Genomic DNA, 15465 nt, shown 5'->3' with positions numbered 1-15465 from the left:
AAAAATACAGCCTTTTATCGGTGTAATAAATAATGAAAAAATACAAAAGCGGATACTTTTCTCCCTCTTCCTTTCAGGAAGAGGGGAAGTCCCTACTCATTTTTTATCAGTCTGATTATTCAACATTGCTGGCGGGAGATGCTTCAATATGGCTGCTCTGCAGCCGTTAATCCTTTTATATATTTACTGTATTTCCACCATGCAAAGCCGAGGAAGATAACGATACCGCCGACGTTATAAAAAATGATAGTCATAATATTGCCGCCGGTCGGGAAAGTAGAAGCGACAAACCCTACGGTAAATATCGCAATCAGCATCGAAACGATAATAATTCCGGTACGACGGGAGCCCATGCGGAAATCGCGTGGCAGGTGATCTAATTTGGCACGTAAATTCAGATAAGCCAGCATGATGAATAACGGCGGAAGCATGGACGCTGCGGCAGTCATATTAATAATGGTATTCATTAGATCCTGCACGGTATTGGAACCGAGCATCGGGATAATCATCAGCGGGATGACAATCAGGAACTGGATCCATGCCGCGCGCGCCGGAACGCCGTTTTCGTTCAGTTCGACGGTTTTCTTACCAAAGATACCTTCCGGGATTTCGGAGAAGAAAATTTTCACCGGCGTTGCGGTCCACATCAGCAGGGAACCGAACATCGCGGTAAAGGACACCAGACCGACAAAGCGATTCATCAACGCTTCCGGCAGACCAAAATACGCCGCCATGCCGTGGAATACTTGCACCGATCCACCGGTAAACTTCAACTCTTTGCTGCTGACAAAAACGTTAATCAACACCGAGGAGACGGAGTACAGCACGCCAATGAAAATCCCGGCGAGGATGATCACTTTAACGAACGATTTCGAACCACCTTTGACGTCGTTAACGTACACCGCGACGGACTCCGCACCACCTGCGGCCATAAAGATCCAGGTGGTAATGCCGAGGAATGCCCAGTTAAAGTTCGGGATCATCGCGTCAACGGTGATGGGGTCCGCAGGTTGCACGCCGCCAACCAGTGCTGTTCCTGCCAGTAAAATGTAGGAGAGTGTTAATAGCAGCATCAGCGTTGAGGTGACAGAGGTGATTGGCCCCAGCATTTTCGCCCCGTTGGTAGAAACCCAGGTAGAGAAGGCGAACAGCACCATACTGATAATAGTGGTGGCAACCGGCGTCATAATATATTCGTAGCCGAGGAAGGCATATGAAGCGTAAGCAATAACGCGCGGTAACAGCGAGGTGAAAAAGAACAGGTTTACGAACCAGTAGGTATAGGCAGTAATAAATGCCCAACGCCCGCCCAGCGAACTTTTTACCCACGCGTAGACACCAGCTTCTGAGTTTTTATTTAACGAGACAAATTCTGCGATGATCAGACAGAAGGGAATAAAATAAAAAATCGTTGCGAGGAAAAACATTGGCGCCGAGGCCAGTCCAAGCTCAATATTATTATTGATAACGTTGTTAAAGCTGTAAACGGCGGCAAAAGTCAGCGAGAGCAAGCCAAATTTGCCAATTGTATTACGTTTGGTATCAGACATAACACATCTCCGAAAATGAGTAGGGTAGCGGTGGCGGCAAACTCCTTATGCCGCCGTAGTTGTTATTTGTTATGGAAATAACCATCTTCGATGGTAACTTTGAGGACCACTTTTTTGACCGCGTTATTGCAGATAAACCGATATGCTTCATGGTTATCGCAAATAACGATTTGCCCTTCGTGGACCTCAACGGTTTCTCCGCAGCCTTTTAAATATTCACGATCAGTTTCATCGCGATAATATTCCACTACCTGTAATGTCTCTTTCGGCGCATATTCGATCTTTTGTTGCCCTTGCAGGTAGTAATGCACTTCAAAATAGCGTCGATGCCCGGTAAATAGCGCATCGGTCGCGGAGTCTGTCTCCACGCGGTAAGTCAATGAGTCACCGATGGAGTGGGCGACGCCAGGCTGAATGTTGTCGATATTTTCAATCGCTTCAACGCAACGTTGCCACTTTTTACCAGAGGCATAAATCTGGCGGAACTGTTCTAAGTTATCGATGATCCTCATTGCTTATTCTCGCTGTGCAAATTTGTAGAAAAGAACCCTGCGCCGAACTCATGCGACGCCAGGCTTTGCGCGGTAGCTTCCCCGCCAGAAATCGGCAACAACGTAAAGCCGTAGCTGAAATCACGGAACCAGACGCGCCAGGAGTCCAGCACTTCGCTGCCCCAGGAGTTGGAGCCGAGGCCGAGCAACTGATCGTCAAGATTCAGGGTGATGTCATCACTACGCTGCAGCTCGTTGCAGTGCTGGGCGGCGTGGATGTTCTCCTGGGTGTAGTGCCAGGCGCTGAAGTTAATTGGGCGCTGCGGAACCACCAGCAGGCCGCTGCCGTGGCGATTAGTGAGCGTCGCCCAACGTACATGCTGACGGTTGCCGTTGTTCTGTGGGAACGGATAGTTCTCGAACATCGCATCGACGTTACTGCGCCAGATATCGATAATGTTGGCTTGCTGGCTGTCAGCATAGTTTTCGCCCGGCCCGCGTCCGTAGTACGCCACCTGGTCGTATTCGCCGTTAATCCCCATGGTGAAACCGATGCACGGAATGATGTGCGGATAGTCGCCGTAACGTTCGCCGGAAAGCGCCACGTTAACCTGGCCATCGGCAGCGATGCGCCAGATGTAGGTGCAGCGCATTCCGAAGTCAAACACCGGTGGGGCAATCACCGTGCGGCAGATGATCAACACTTCGCCATCGCTCTGTTCAACGGCAAAGTCGCGCAGATGTTCCTGCATAATCTGCAAATGATTCGGCTGCCACAGCCCTTCGTACTCCTGCTTGTGGTTGTCGATCATCGGCTTGAAGAAGTTGATCTTCGGCTCGCGAGTCAGCAGCGATTCGCCATTCACCTGCCATGACGTCGGTTTGCCCGTTAATTTTGAGAAGGTGATCGCGAAGTTGTAGCCGCAAACGGTGCAGCTCAAACGATCGTCTTCCAGCGTTAGAGGGCGAGCGTTGTTCGGTGTGAAAGGCACTGGCTGCGCAGTGTTTTCCTTTAACGGGAACTGATATGTAGCGATATGATGCCCGGCTTCGCTGTAGCGGGTGCGGGAATCTTTGGTCACCATAATGTTGAGGAACGCTTCACGGGTGTCCAGTTGCGGCAGCGTAATATGCAATGGCGCTTCGCTGTTTGGCGCAACGTTGCGCAGTTTAATCTGCTGCGTCGCGAGCGTTTCGCCTTCGGCGCGCACATCTACGTGCAGGGTGTAGTCATCAAGCGTGGTAAACCACAGTTTATTTTCTACTTTTAACTCGCCGCGGGTCAGATCCAGCGCGTGAACTTTCACTGGCGCGATAACCTGTTTGTACTCTTTCAGACCCGGTCCCGGCGTCTGATCGGAATAGATCAAACCATCAAGGCAGAAGTTATAATTGTTGGGATAGTCGCCGTAATCGCCGCCGAATTTATACCAGACATTGCCGTTGTCATCCTGCGCCTGGATCCCGTGGTCGCACCACTCCCAGACATAATGTCCCTGAATGCAATCGTGCTTATAGAAAACGTTCTGGTACTCCGTCAGCCCACCAGGTCCGTTCCCCATCGCATGAGCGTATTCGCAGATGATGCGCGGCTTGGGATGCGGGTATTCACCAAACTCATTCATCAGCGGCACGCGGGTGTACATGGTGGAAATAATATCGACCACTTCAGCATCGCGATCTTCTTCGTAATGCACCAGTCGCGTGTCATCCAGCGCCTTCGCCGCATGGTACATCGCGCGGATGTTACAGCCATAGCCGGATTCATTGCCCAGCGACCAGATGATGATCGACGGATGGTTTTTCTGCGCATGAATATGGCGAACGATACGCTCGACGTAGACGTTTTCCCACTGCGGATCGTCGGTAATACGGCTGATATCGCCGACGTTAGCAAAGCCGTGCGACTCGACGTCGGTTTCCGCCATCACAAACAGACCGTAGATGTCGCACAGTTCGTAAAAACGCGGATCGTTCGGGTAGTGAGCGGTACGCACAGAGTTGATGTTGTGCTGCTTCATCAACTGGAGATCTTTCTCGACGCGATCCATTCCAACGGCGCGGCCTTTGCGATGATCGTTGTCGTGGCGGTTGACGCCGTGCAGCATCACATAACGGTTATTGATCCAGAACAGACCGTCGCGCACTTTGATATCTCGAAAGCCGATGCGTTGCGGCACCACTTCCAGAACGTTGCCGTCGGCGTCTTTCAGCGTCATGACCAGATGGTAAAGATAAGGAGACTCTGCCGACCATTGCTGCGGCTGTGCGACGGTAAAGGCAAAGCTGGCGCAGGTCTGTTTTTCAATCATCAGATGAGCAATAGCGCTGCTGTGCACCACGCGCTCGCCATCAAACAGAGTATATTCCAGCGTGGTTATAGCAGGGGAGGCGGCGAGATTTTCCAGTACCACTTCGCAGGACAGAGTAGCGTCGCAATAGGCTTCGTCAAAGTCGGTGCGCACGGTGAAGTCGTTAATATGCGTTAGGTGTTTTCCGACCAGATAAACATCGCGGAAGATCCCCGCCGACCACCACATATCCTGGTCTTCCACGTAGGTGGAATCCGCCCACTGCATCACGCGCACACACAACAGGTTATCGCCGGTTTTCACCATCGCGCTGATGTCAAACTCTGCGGCCAGACGACTGCCCTTGCTGAAACCGACATATTGGCCGTTCACGTAGACTTCAAAATAGGTTTCGACGCCGTCGAATTTAATCAGTGTCTGCTTGCCTTGCCAGCCGTCGCTGAGAGTGAAAATGCGCTGATAGGCACCGGTTGGGTTATTGCTGGGAACAAACGGCACATCGATAGGGAACGGAAAACCTTCGTCGGTATATTGCAGTTTGCCGTGGCCTTCCATTTGCCACATGGCGGGAACGGTAATGTGCCCCCAGTCAGCCATTAGCTCAGAGGTGAAGGTTTCTGGCACTTGTAGCGGATGGTCAAAAAAGTGGAAATTCCACTGACCGCTTAAGGGCAGAAACAGGCTACTGGTTTCGCGGGCGAAGGTACGCGCCTGCGCAACAGAATCATAAGAAAAAAAGTACGCACGCGGCGCCAGTCGGTTTTCGTGGGTGAGCTGAATGTTTTCCCAGCGATTCATAGGGCCTCCCGGTAGAGAGAAATCGGAACCATTTATGGTGATGGTAGTTTGTGTAATTACTGGGGAGTTTAGTAAAATTTTTACTAAAAATAGCGAGTAAATGCATTTACTTTAACTGGATCACGAAAATAAGCGACAGCACTGTCCGGCAGCAACGATTACCGGACAGCGTGTAAGGGGATTTAGCGGGTTGTGCCGCGCAGTTTTAGTTTGCTGGGAACGAAGACTAATAGCGGCAGCGCGCGGCCATCGCGGGCCTTTTCATATACCAGGTTGACGCCCTGACTTCCCATCATTTCGGAATGGATGCGCACGGTGGAGAGCGGTGGAAAAGTAAAACGCGCGGTGGGGATGTCGTTAACGCTGATAAGCGAAATATCCTGTGGGATGTTCAGGCCACGTTCGTGAATTGCCCGTAAGACGCCAATAGCGATGGAGTCAGAAGCGACAAACAGCGCCTTCGGATAGTCTTCCCGCGCCAGCATTTGCTTTGCCAGTTCGTAGCCCGACGAACTGGAAAAGCCACCGCGCCAGATGTCTTCTTCACGCACCACTTGCTTGAGACGACCATACTCGACAAACGCTGCCTCGCGAATATCCGCTTTGCCCGGTTCGTCTTCGCCGCCGATAAAACCAATACGATTAACACCCTGAGCAATATAGAAATCGATGATTTCTTTACTGATACGCGCCAGATCGATATCCACGGCGTCGTAACTGCTGCCGGGTTCGTGAAAGTCGATAAAGCAGATATTGTCGGTCAACGCGCAGGCCGCGGCGCGTAGGGCTGGCGAAGGTTTGCCGACAATTAAAATGCCAGTGACGTTTTTAATGTCAGGCAAGCCGCTGTGTCCATAACAGTTGGTCAACTCGATTGCCAGTTTTTCGCATTGAGTTTCAATACCGTGGCGGATAGCCAGATAGTAAGGATCGTTGATCTCCAGCTCCTGCTGGTAGCTATAGATGGCCAGAATATGGTGTTGGCTGACGGCACCGGGCTGGATTTTACGGGCGCTGCTGGTCTTGTACTCCAGCTTTTCAGCAATCTCCAGAATGCGATGCTTCGTTTCTTCCTTCACATTCAGCGTTGGATCGTCATTTAAGACCCTGGATACTGTCGCCAGGGATACGCCAGCTTCGATTGCAATGTCTTTTAATGTTGCCATGTTTACCTTTTTTACTTTCCCTGATGTGCGCCTTCATTGTAGAGGAAGTGCTTATCTGATCACCTGTTTTCAGTAAATAAAGCGCGTTTCTTTGACGCTGTAACGTTAACACAGCGGCTCATGAATGTGATCGCTCCTGCATTCTCCATTTTTAGCGTACAGAACAGAGAAAAACTTTTGCTATAGTTTAGTAAAATTTTACTTGAGGAGGAAACGATGGAAACTGTGTCTTACGCCGATTTTGCGCGTCTGGAAATGCGCGTCGGAAAGATTGTGGAAGTTAAACGCCATGAAAACGCTGATAAGCTGTACATCGTGCAGGTCGAGGTCGGTGAAAGAACGCTGCAAACCGTGACCAGCCTGGTACCGCATTACAGCGAAGACGAGTTGATGGGTAAAACGGTGGTGGTGCTGTGCAATCTGCAAAAAGCGAAAATGCGCGGTGAAACGTCGGAATGCATGCTGCTGTGCGCGGAAACAGATGACGGCAGTGAAAGCGTATTGTTAACGCCGGAACGGATGATGCCGACAGGCGTACGAATCGTATAAGAAAATGGCGGATGGCGACATCGTATCGCCATCCGACATCGGTATTACGCTTCTTCCACACTCACGCGCATGGCAGCCAGCGCCTTACGCGCCGCTTTGATCACCAGTTCACACTGTTCAATCGTCAGCGTCAGTGGGGGTTCAATGCGGATAGTTTTGGCATTGTTGAGCGTTCCGGCAACCAGCACGCGCTGACGGAACATTTCGCTGGCAAAGTTGTAGCCGATTTCGTTGTCCACAAACTCAATCGCCATCAACATGCCTTTGCCGCGCGCTTCCTGCACCAGATCGGGATATTCCCGCGCCAGTTGACGGAAACCATCCAGCAACATATCGCCTTTTTGCTCGGCCTGGGCCGGTAAGTTCTGCTCCAGCAACACATTGATGGTCGCCAGCGCCGCCGCACAGGCCAGCGGGTTGCCGCCAAAGGTCGTGGTATGCAGGAACGGGTTATCGAACAGCACGGAGAACACCTCTTCGGTGGCGATGGTCGCACCAATCGGCATCACGCCGCCGCCGAGCGCTTTCGCCAGGCACAGGATATCCGGCTGAACGTTCTCATGCTCACAGGCGAACATCTTGCCTGTGCGCCCCATGCCCGTTTGTACTTCATCGAGGATCATCAATGCGCCGAACTCGTCGCACAACTTACGCACGGCGGTGAGATAACCCGGCGGCGGCAGAATAACGCCACCTTCGCCCTGAATCGGCTCGAGGATCACCGCGGCTACATCGTCGCCGGTTTTTTTGCACTCGCTAAGCGCTGTACGCATGGCTTCGATATTGCCAAACGGTATATGACGGAACCCCGGTAGCAGCGGCATAAACGGTTTTCGGAAAGTCGATTTCGCCGTGGCTGACAGTGCGCCAAGCGATTTGCCGTGGAATGCGCCGCTGGTGGCAATAAAAGTAAACTTGCCACGCGGCGACTGATAAGCCTTCGCCAGTTTAAGCGCCGCTTCAACGGACTCGGTGCCGCTATTGCAGAAGAAGCTGTATTTCAGTTTACCGGGCGTTAGCGCGGCAAGGGTTTTCGCCAGCATCGCCCGTAACGGATCGAGCAGCTCCTGGCTGTGCAGCGGTTGTTTCGCAAGTTGATTCTGTACGGCGGAAACCACAACTGGATTACGGTGCCCCACGTTGAAAATACCAAAACCGCCAAGGCAGTCGATAAACTCCTGTCCCTGGGTGTCGACAAGCGTATTTAAACCTCCCGCTTGCCACTCTACGGCTCCGTAATCCCCGCCGGCAGTAACAGATTTGCGATACTCTAAAAACCCCGGATTGACATGTTCTTTGAAGTATTCAATCACTTCTCGGTTAAGTGCTTTCATCTCCTCATGATCCAGCGTTCGCTTTTCAATGAGATTCAGGGCGTGGGCGCTGTACGCTAAAGCCGATGCGCTCGAAGGTAACCTGTTCAAAATATGCTCCAGAGGCTCGCGTATCACATGATACCGATTTAAGTATTGCAGGGATTGCGCCACTCCGGTTGCGATTGCGAAAATCGGGATAAACACAAATTTGGTTATCATTTGCGCAACATTTAATGCTATTTATTAGCATTTGCTGTTGTTTTGCACGCCTTTTATCGGGTATGGATTTGGTGCTCGCTGCGCAAATACACTTTTTCAGGGCAATAAATGCCTGATTTTTGGGCAAGATAATTAACGCCCCCGTATAATTACAGTAGTGAAAGTTTTTTAAATCAATGAATTAGATTTTGTGCTTTGTTGGTGGAAGAGAGTGCGCCGGTGTCGGCGAGGGCAAAACACCGCACCAGCCGACTGGAAGACGCGGTGACGGTACTGCATTAATCGGTATGCCGGATGTCGCCGTTTGAACACAATGCCTGATGCGATGCTGGCGCATCTTATCCGGCCTACGGGGTGTGCAGGTCGGATAAGGGGTTTATGCCGCATTCGGCAATCGGCGATTAGTCCAGTTGTGTGATATCAAAGGCGGCGCGGTCGATCACCGCAATGATCTTTTTTATCTGTGCGTCGCTGATATCGCTCTGGTTGACGCGTAAGTCCAGCACCGCTTTAAAATTATCCAGCGCCCGCTTCATTTGCGGGTTCTGGCGCAGCGCAGCGCCAACGCAACGCGCTTTGATTCGCTCTTCAATCATCTCCACTTGTTCGCGGTTTTCTTCCAGCCACTGTGCACCCTGTTCAGTCAGCGCAATCTGCTTCTTGCCGCCTTCTTCTTCGCGGATGGTGATTAGCGATTGTTCCTGGAGGAGATCCAGCGTCGGATAAATAACGCCCGGGCTTGGGGTGTAATTCCCCTGAGTCAGATTCTCAATTGCCTTAATCAATTCGTAACCGTGGCTGTCATCGCGGGAGAGAATATCCAGAATCACCAAACGCAATTCACCGTGACCAAAGAAACGCTGCCGACGACCGCCGCCGCGACCGTGGCGACCACCACAGCATTGGCCGTGCTCATGCTGGTGACCGTGCCCGCAGTGCTCGTGTTCTGATTTCTCACCTTTACAGCAGCCTTCATGGCGTGGTTGTCCTTCGTGTTTACAACACCCTTCGTGATGATGGCTCATGTCAGCCTCCTTTTGTTTAATTAGATATATCTAATTTATATCTGATGTTAGCATTGCTGCAAGTACAAAAATGATTTTTAAACGCAAATGAACTCAGTATGTAGGCCAGATAAGGCGTTCACGCCGCATCCGGCAGCTTTGCTGCAATGTTGAATGTCTTCACATACTTCAGATATATCATCGACAAATCGCTTGCATTTATCATGATTAACAATCATTATCATTTACAAATTTTGTTTAGATATATCTGATTACTATCACGAAGGCGATAACAATGAATAACTCCCCCCGCTACCCGCAGCGCGTTCGCAATGAATTGCGCTTCCGTGAATTAACCGTGTTACGCGTTGAGCGTATCAGCGCCGGTTTTCAGCGCATTGTCCTCGGCGATGAGGCGCTGGAGGGTTTTACGTCGCGCGGCTTTGACGATCACAGCAAGCTCTTCTTTCCTCAACCTGGCTCTCACTTTGTGCTGCCAACGGTAACTGAAGAGGGGATTGTCTGGCCGGAAGGACCGCGTCCTCCTTCTCGCGACTATACGCCGCTGTACGATGAACAACGCCATGAACTGGCGATCGATTTCTTTATTCATGACGGTGGTGTCGCCAGCAGCTGGGCGATGCAGGCGCAACCGGGTGATAAACTCACGGTGGCTGGGCCGCGCGGTTCACTGGTGGTGCCAGAGGATTACACGTATCAGGTGTATGTCTGCGATGAGTCAGGGATGCCCGCACTATGTCGTCGTCTGGAGACGTTGAGCAAACTTACCGTTAAACCACAAGTTATCGCACTGGTCAGTGTGCGGGATAACGCTTATCAGGATTATCTTGCGCATTTTGAAGGCTTTAATATCGAATGGCTGGCGCATGATGAACAGGCGGTAGACGCGCGTCTGGCGCAACTGACGATTCCTGCTGATGATTACTTCATCTGGGTCACGGGCGAAGGAAAGGTGGTGAAGAATTTAAGCCGTCGCTTTGAAGCGGAACAATACGATCCACAGCGGGTACGCGCAGCGGCTTATTGGCACGCGAAGTGATTGAACTGCAAGAAAAAACGAAAGGCTGACGATTTCTCGTCAGCCTTTGCCGTATCTGGTGGCCCCTGCTGGACTTGAACCAGCGACCAAGCGATTATGAGTCGCCTGCTCTAACCACTGAGCTAAGGGGCCATGGTAGCGGATTATAAAGTAACTCTGTGTCGTGATCCAGCCATTACCGTGCGGCTGCTGTTTTTATAAACAATGTGTTTTCAATTCGTTATACTTTTCCCCGGTTGTGTTGTTTAGGGGTTTATATGGTTAACGATATTCTTGCGCCGGAGTTGCGTGTAGTGTTTTGCGGTATCAATCCGGGGCTTTCTACTGCAGAGTTTGGTTTTCCGTTCGCCCATCCGGCAAACCGCTTCTGGAAGGTTATTTATCAGGCCGGATTTACTGACCGGCAACTGAAGCCGCAGGAGGCGCAGCATCTGCTGGATTATCGCTGTGGCGCTACCAGACTGGTTGACAGACCAACGGTGCAGGCCAGTGAAGTCTCAAGACAGGAACTGTATGCAGGCGGGCGCAGGTTGATTGAAAAAATTGAGAATTTTCAGCCGCAGGCGCTGGCGATTCTGGGTAAACAGGCGTTTGAGCAAGGATTCCGCCAGCGAGGCGCGCAGTGGGGAAAGCAAACTCTCGTCATTGGTTCGACGCAGATTTGGGTGTTGCCGAATCCCAGCGGTTTAAACCGCATTTCACTGGAGAAACTGGTGGAGGCTTATCGGGAGTTGAATGAGGCGCTGGTGGTGCGTGGGCAATAAAAAACGCCACCGGAAAGATGGCGTTTGAGTATAGCGACGAGCACCGGATGCGGCGTGAACGCCTTATCCGGTCTACAGATTAGTCGTCCAGGAAGCTACGTAGCACTTCAGAACGGCTTGGGTGGCGCAGTTTACGCAGTGCCTTCGCTTCAATCTGACGGATACGTTCACGCGTAACGTCGAACTGTTTACCCACTTCTTCCAGCGTGTGGTCGGTGTTCATATCGATACCGAAACGCATACGCAGAACTTTCGCTTCACGCGCAGTCAGGCCTGCCAGCACGTCGTGCGTTGCCGCACGCAGGCTTTCAGTGGTCGCAGAATCCAGCGGCAGCTCGAGGGTGGTATCCTCGATAAAATCCCCCAGATGCGAATCTTCATCGTCACCGATCGGGGTTTCCATAGAGATTGGCTCTTTGGCGATCTTCAGTACTTTGCGGATCTTATCTTCCGGCATCAGCATACGTTCAGCCAGTTCTTCCGGCGTCGGTTCGCGACCCATCTCTTGTAGCATCTGGCGAGAAATACGGTTGAGTTTGTTGATGGTCTCAATCATATGCACCGGAATACGAATGGTGCGCGCCTGATCCGCGATAGAACGGGTGATCGCCTGACGGATCCACCAGGTTGCGTAGGTGGAGAACTTGTAGCCACGGCGATATTCGAATTTATCTACCGCTTTCATCAGACCGATGTTGCCTTCCTGAATCAGATCGAGGAACTGCAGACCACGGTTGGTGTATTTCTTAGCGATAGAAATAACCAGACGCAGGTTCGCTTCAACCATCTCTTTCTTCGCGCGGCGGGCTTTTGCTTCACCGATGGACATACGACGGTTGATATCTTTAACCTGCTCAATGGTCAGGCCGGTTTCTTCTTCAATCTGCTGCAGTTTCTGCAGGGCGCGATGCACCTCTTCAGAAACATCATGCAGTTTTTCCGACCACGGCTTGTTCATCGCAATTGCCGCGTTGAACCAGGTATCGCTGGTTTCGTTGCCGGTAAACAGGGTGATGAAGTTTTTCTTCGGCATTTTGCACTGCTCAACGCAGAGCTTCATGATCAGGCGTTCTTGCGTACGAACGCGGTCCATCATGACGCGCATGCTGTTGACCAAATAGTCGAACTGCTTCGGCACCAGGCGGAACTGTTTGAACACTTCAGACAGTTTCAGGATCTCTTCCTGGGCGGCGGCGTGGCTGCGGCCTTTTTCTTTGATAGTGTCACGCGTTACAACATACTGAGCGCGCAGTTCAGCAAATTTTTCGCGAGCCAGTTCCGGGTCGATGCTGTTGTCATCGTCGGCGGCGTCATCGTCGCCATCTTCTTCGTCTTCATCTTCGTCATCGTCCAGATCTTCCTGGGAAAGCTCTGAACCGACGTGAGTGGCGGTCGGCGCCAGCTCTTCTTCTGCGTTCGGGTCAACAAAGCCGGTGATCAGATCGGACAGGCGTGCTTCTTCTGCTTCAACACGATCGTACTGTTCGAGTAGATAGGTGATCGCTTCTGGATATTCAGCAACAGAGCATTGAACCTGGTTGATCCCGTCTTCAATGCGTTTAGCGATGTCAATTTCGCCTTCACGGGTCAACAATTCAACGGTGCCCATTTCACGCATGTACATGCGTACCGGGTCAGTCGTGCGCCCGATTTCAGATTCCACGCTGGAAAGCACCTGCGCGGCGGCTTCGGCAGCATCTTCGTCCGCGGTGTTTTCAGCCAGCATCAGATCATCGGCATCCGGTGCTTCTTCCATCACCTGAATGCCCATGTCGTTGATCATTTGGATGATGTCTTCGATTTGATCTGAATCGACGATATCTTCCGGCAGATGGTCATTGACCTCGGCATAGGTCAGATAGCCTTGCTCCTTACCACGGGTGACAAGAAGTTTCAGCTGTGACTGCGGGTTTTGCTCCATAAGACGGTATCCACACTTATTTCATGAGGTTGGTGTTGGGCGACTGACCGGATGTCATTCAGACGTTAACGCTGAAATTCAACGGTTGTTTATCGCCAACGATAATTACGAGGGCGTACTTATATCATTGCCGCTGCCTCTCAGTGCGGCTGTCGGGGGCTTCCCGAGCGCTATTCGGCACTTAAGCCGTTAAATCACTTTTTCGCCAGCTCCTGGTTTAATGTCCAGAGCTCCAGGCGTTCTTCGTTGCTTAAACCATGCGTGCGCTCACGAGCGATTAACTCTTCCTGGCGCAATTCAAGCAACGAATCAAACATATGGTTGAGTGAGTCGGTGAAGGTTTGCTCAGCAATATTCTTATCTGCTATATCGTCCCACATCGACAGTTTTTCAAGGGTGGCCGCATTATTTGTACCACGATAGTGCTCTAAAAGTTGCCCGGTGGTCAGACCTGGCTGAGAGAGACAAGTGTTGACCAGTTCTCTGAATAAGCCAAGTCCGGGAAGCTTATTTTGATCCAGATTTTCAAGCGGCGGTACCAACGTCGCTAGTTCTGGATTTTGCACCAGTAACCCAATAAGTATACGCATGGTCGTGCGTTTTAGCTGCGGTACAGGACGAGAAACGACGCTCTCCGCTGCTTTTGGCATTAATCGTTCAAGCTGGCTGTCATCAAGTATGCCTAACTTGTTGCCTAATTCCTGACGAAGATAGATGCGCAATGTTTCTCCTGGCACCTGAGAAATCAGCGGCAACGCCAACGTACTTAAACGTGCGCGCCCGTCAGGAGTACTCAGATCAACCTGCGGCATCAGGCTGTTAAACAGAAACGCGGAGAGCGGCATTGCCTGCTCCATTCGCGCTTCAAACGCCTCTTTACCTTCTTTGCGCACCAGTGTGTCAGGATCTTCGCCGTCCGGTAAAAACATAAAGCGCAACTGACGGCCATCTGTCATATAAGGCAGCGCGGTTTCCAGCGCTCGCCAGGCGGCATCGCGACCAGCCCGGTCGCCGTCATAGCAACAAATGACATTGTTGGTCGCGCGGAACAACAACTGAATGTGATCGGCGGTGGTTGAAGTGCCTAATGACGCTACAGCGTAATTAATACCGTATTGCGCCAGCGCTACCACATCCATATAGCCTTCGACCACAAGCAGACGATTGGGTTCAGCGTTATCCTGCTGTGCTTCATAAAGACCGTAAAGCTGGCGGCCTTTATGGAAAATATCGGTTTCAGGCGAGTTCAGATATTTTGGCGTATCGTTGCCCAGAACGCGCCCGCCAAAACCAATCACCCGACCACGCTTATCGCGAATGGGGAACATTACCCGCTCGCGAAAACGATCGTAACTGCGGCCCTGATCGTTGGTTACCAACATGCCTGCATTAATCAATGACTGGCGATTTTCTGGATTGCCGCCAAACCGTTTCAGGACGTTGTCCCAACCGGGGGGGGCAAAACCAATCGCAAAGCGGGCGATCACTTCATCGCTTAATCCGCGTTTTTCCAGATACTGGCGCGCAGATGTTGCAACAGGTTGCTGTAACGATTGTTGGTAAAACGTATTCAGACCGTCCATCAACTGATAAAGAGTTTGTCGTTGATGGCGTTCTATCTGGCTGGGACCGCTGCCTGCTTCAAAAGGCACTTCAAGATTGTGCATTGCCGCCAGCTCTTCGACCGTTTCGATGAACTCAAGTTTGTCGTAGTTCATCAGGAAGTCGATCGCGTTGCCGTGCGCGCCACATCCAAAGCAGTGGTAAAACTGTTTTTCACCGTTAACGGTGAATGACGGGGTTTTTTCGTTGTGGAATGGACAACACGCGTGATAATTCTTGCCCTGCTTTTTCAGCTTTACACGGGCATCGATCAGATCGACGATGTCAGTGCGTGCCAGCAGATCATTAATGAATACGCGTGGGATTCGTCCAGCCATAGGCCCCGATTTTTAGCAATTCATAAACGAAAATAAGCCGCGCATTCCTTTCGGAAGCACGGCCTTACAACTACAACTCGGTCTGATCGGAGAGCAACGCTCTCGGGGAATTAGTACAGACGAGTACGGCGTGCGTTTTCGCGAGCCAGTTTCTTCGCGTGACGTTTCACTGCAGAAGCTTTAGCGCGCTTACGTTCGGTAGTCGGTTTTTCATAGAATTCACGACGACGAACTTCCGCCAGAACACCTGCTTTTTCGCAGGAACGCTTGAAGCGACGCAGAGCTACGTCGAACGGCTCGTTTTCACGTACTTTAATTACCGGCATGTGCCTCTCACCTTTGATTAATTCGGTTTGCCGCTGGCATCAACGCCAG

At 51.4% G+C, this 15465-nt stretch carries 11 protein-coding genes, 1 tRNA gene and 2 pseudogenes; 4 read left to right on the top strand and 10 right to left on the bottom strand.

Annotation, left to right across the window (positions count from 1 at the left end):
- Window positions 1-115: 115 nt before the first annotated feature.
- The 4 genes and pseudogenes from PS053_RS10885 to ebgR form a co-directional block, all read right to left on the bottom strand.
- Window positions 116-1550, bottom strand: a pseudogene (locus tag PS053_RS10885) (amino acid permease).
- 62 nt (window positions 1551-1612) lie between these two features.
- Window positions 1613-2062 carry a beta-galactosidase subunit beta gene (locus PS053_RS10880; RefSeq protein ID WP_001219956.1) on the bottom strand — a complete coding sequence of 150 codons (450 nt, stop codon included), beginning with the start codon at window positions 2060-2062 and terminating at the stop codon, window positions 1613-1615.
- Complete coding sequence (gene ebgA, locus PS053_RS10875; protein WP_059238183.1) at window positions 2059-5151, bottom strand: beta-galactosidase subunit alpha; 3093 nt, start codon at window positions 5149-5151, stop codon at window positions 2059-2061. Before ebgA ends, PS053_RS10880 begins: the two co-directional genes overlap by 4 nt.
- Before the next feature lie 182 nt (window positions 5152-5333).
- Entirely contained in the window at window positions 5334-6317 is a 984-nt protein-coding gene (ebgR, locus tag PS053_RS10870) for a transcriptional regulator EbgR (protein ID WP_000212431.1), read from the bottom strand.
- Between the two features lie 216 nt (window positions 6318-6533).
- Between ebgR and PS053_RS10865 the strand changes: the two genes are divergently transcribed.
- Window positions 6534-6866, top strand: a complete 333-nt coding sequence (locus tag PS053_RS10865) for a tRNA-binding protein (RefSeq protein WP_256878815.1) — start codon at window positions 6534-6536, stop codon at window positions 6864-6866.
- Between the two features lie 44 nt (window positions 6867-6910).
- On the opposite strand, the gene ygjG is transcribed toward PS053_RS10865, so the two are convergent.
- Window positions 6911-8290 (bottom strand): putrescine aminotransferase, encoded by a 1380-nt coding sequence (gene ygjG / locus PS053_RS10860; protein ID WP_256878816.1) that lies wholly within the window; start codon window positions 8288-8290, stop codon window positions 6911-6913.
- Window positions 8291-8593: 303 nt separating this feature from the next.
- Between ygjG and PS053_RS10855 the strand changes: the two are divergent.
- Window positions 8594-8683 (top strand): annotated as a pseudogene (locus tag PS053_RS10855) (hypothetical protein); the annotation flags it as partial.
- A 119-nt stretch (window positions 8684-8802) separates the two neighbouring features.
- On the opposite strand, the gene nfeR reads toward PS053_RS10855, so the two are convergent.
- Window positions 8803-9426, bottom strand: coding sequence for a DNA-binding transcriptional regulator NfeR (gene nfeR / locus PS053_RS10850; protein ID WP_000018012.1), 624 nt, complete (start codon window positions 9424-9426; stop codon window positions 8803-8805).
- Window positions 9427-9700: 274 nt separating this feature from the next.
- Between nfeR and PS053_RS10845 the strand changes: the two genes are divergently transcribed.
- Window positions 9701-10465, top strand: a complete 765-nt coding sequence (locus tag PS053_RS10845; RefSeq protein WP_256878817.1) for a siderophore-interacting protein — start codon at window positions 9701-9703, stop codon at window positions 10463-10465.
- A gap of 56 nt (window positions 10466-10521) precedes the next feature.
- Here the strand turns inward: PS053_RS10845 and PS053_RS10840 are convergent.
- Window positions 10522-10597 (bottom strand) — tRNA-Ile (locus PS053_RS10840).
- A 125-nt stretch (window positions 10598-10722) separates the two neighbouring features.
- On the opposite strand from PS053_RS10840, the gene mug reads away from it, so the two are divergent.
- On the top strand, window positions 10723-11229 hold the full coding sequence (mug, locus tag PS053_RS10835; RefSeq protein ID WP_000245810.1) for a G/U mismatch-specific DNA glycosylase: 507 nt from the start codon (window positions 10723-10725) through the stop codon (window positions 11227-11229).
- 79 nt (window positions 11230-11308) lie between these two features.
- Here mug and rpoD read toward each other — a convergent pair whose 3' ends face one another.
- The 3 genes from rpoD to rpsU form a co-directional block, all read right to left on the bottom strand.
- Window positions 11309-13150 (bottom strand): RNA polymerase sigma factor RpoD, encoded by a 1842-nt coding sequence (rpoD, locus tag PS053_RS10830; RefSeq protein WP_000437385.1) that lies wholly within the window; start codon window positions 13148-13150, stop codon window positions 11309-11311.
- Between the two features lie 194 nt (window positions 13151-13344).
- A complete protein-coding gene (gene dnaG / locus PS053_RS10825; protein WP_256878818.1) occupies window positions 13345-15090 on the bottom strand; it encodes a DNA primase in 1746 nt (581 codons plus the stop codon).
- Window positions 15091-15200: 110 nt separating this feature from the next.
- Window positions 15201-15416, bottom strand: coding sequence for a 30S ribosomal protein S21 (gene rpsU / locus PS053_RS10820; RefSeq protein WP_001144069.1), 216 nt, complete (start codon window positions 15414-15416; stop codon window positions 15201-15203).
- Window positions 15417-15465: the final 49 nt, after the last annotated feature.

Source organism: Escherichia albertii (genome assembly GCF_028622335.1).
GTDB classification, from domain to species: Bacteria; Pseudomonadota; Gammaproteobacteria; order Enterobacterales; family Enterobacteriaceae; genus Escherichia; species Escherichia albertii.
Note: the sequence above shows the minus strand (reverse complement) of the source record. Positions and strands in the feature narration are given on the sequence as shown.

Bases quoted from the DNA above. Each gene is read 5' to 3' on its own strand.
- PS053_RS10880 (WP_001219956.1), bottom strand. From the start codon at position 2,062: ATGAGGATCATCGATAACTTAGAACAGTTCCGCCAGATTTATGCCTCT.
- nfeR (WP_000018012.1), bottom strand. From the start codon at position 9,426: ATGAGCCATCATCACGAAGGGTGTTGTAAACACGAAGGACAACCACGC.
- ebgA (WP_059238183.1), bottom strand. From the start codon at position 5,151: ATGAATCGCTGGGAAAACATTCAGCTCACCCACGAAAACCGACTGGCG.
- rpoD (WP_000437385.1), bottom strand. From the start codon at position 13,150: ATGGAGCAAAACCCGCAGTCACAGCTGAAACTTCTTGTCACCCGTGGT.
- PS053_RS10865 (WP_256878815.1), top strand. From the start codon at position 6,534: ATGGAAACTGTGTCTTACGCCGATTTTGCGCGTCTGGAAATGCGCGTC.
- rpsU (WP_001144069.1), bottom strand. From the start codon at position 15,416: ATGCCGGTAATTAAAGTACGTGAAAACGAGCCGTTCGACGTAGCTCTG.
- dnaG (WP_256878818.1), bottom strand. From the start codon at position 15,090: ATGGCTGGACGAATCCCACGCGTATTCATTAATGATCTGCTGGCACGC.
- mug (WP_000245810.1), top strand. From the start codon at position 10,723: ATGGTTAACGATATTCTTGCGCCGGAGTTGCGTGTAGTGTTTTGCGGT.
- PS053_RS10845 (WP_256878817.1), top strand. From the start codon at position 9,701: ATGAATAACTCCCCCCGCTACCCGCAGCGCGTTCGCAATGAATTGCGC.
- ebgR (WP_000212431.1), bottom strand. From the start codon at position 6,317: ATGGCAACATTAAAAGACATTGCAATCGAAGCTGGCGTATCCCTGGCG.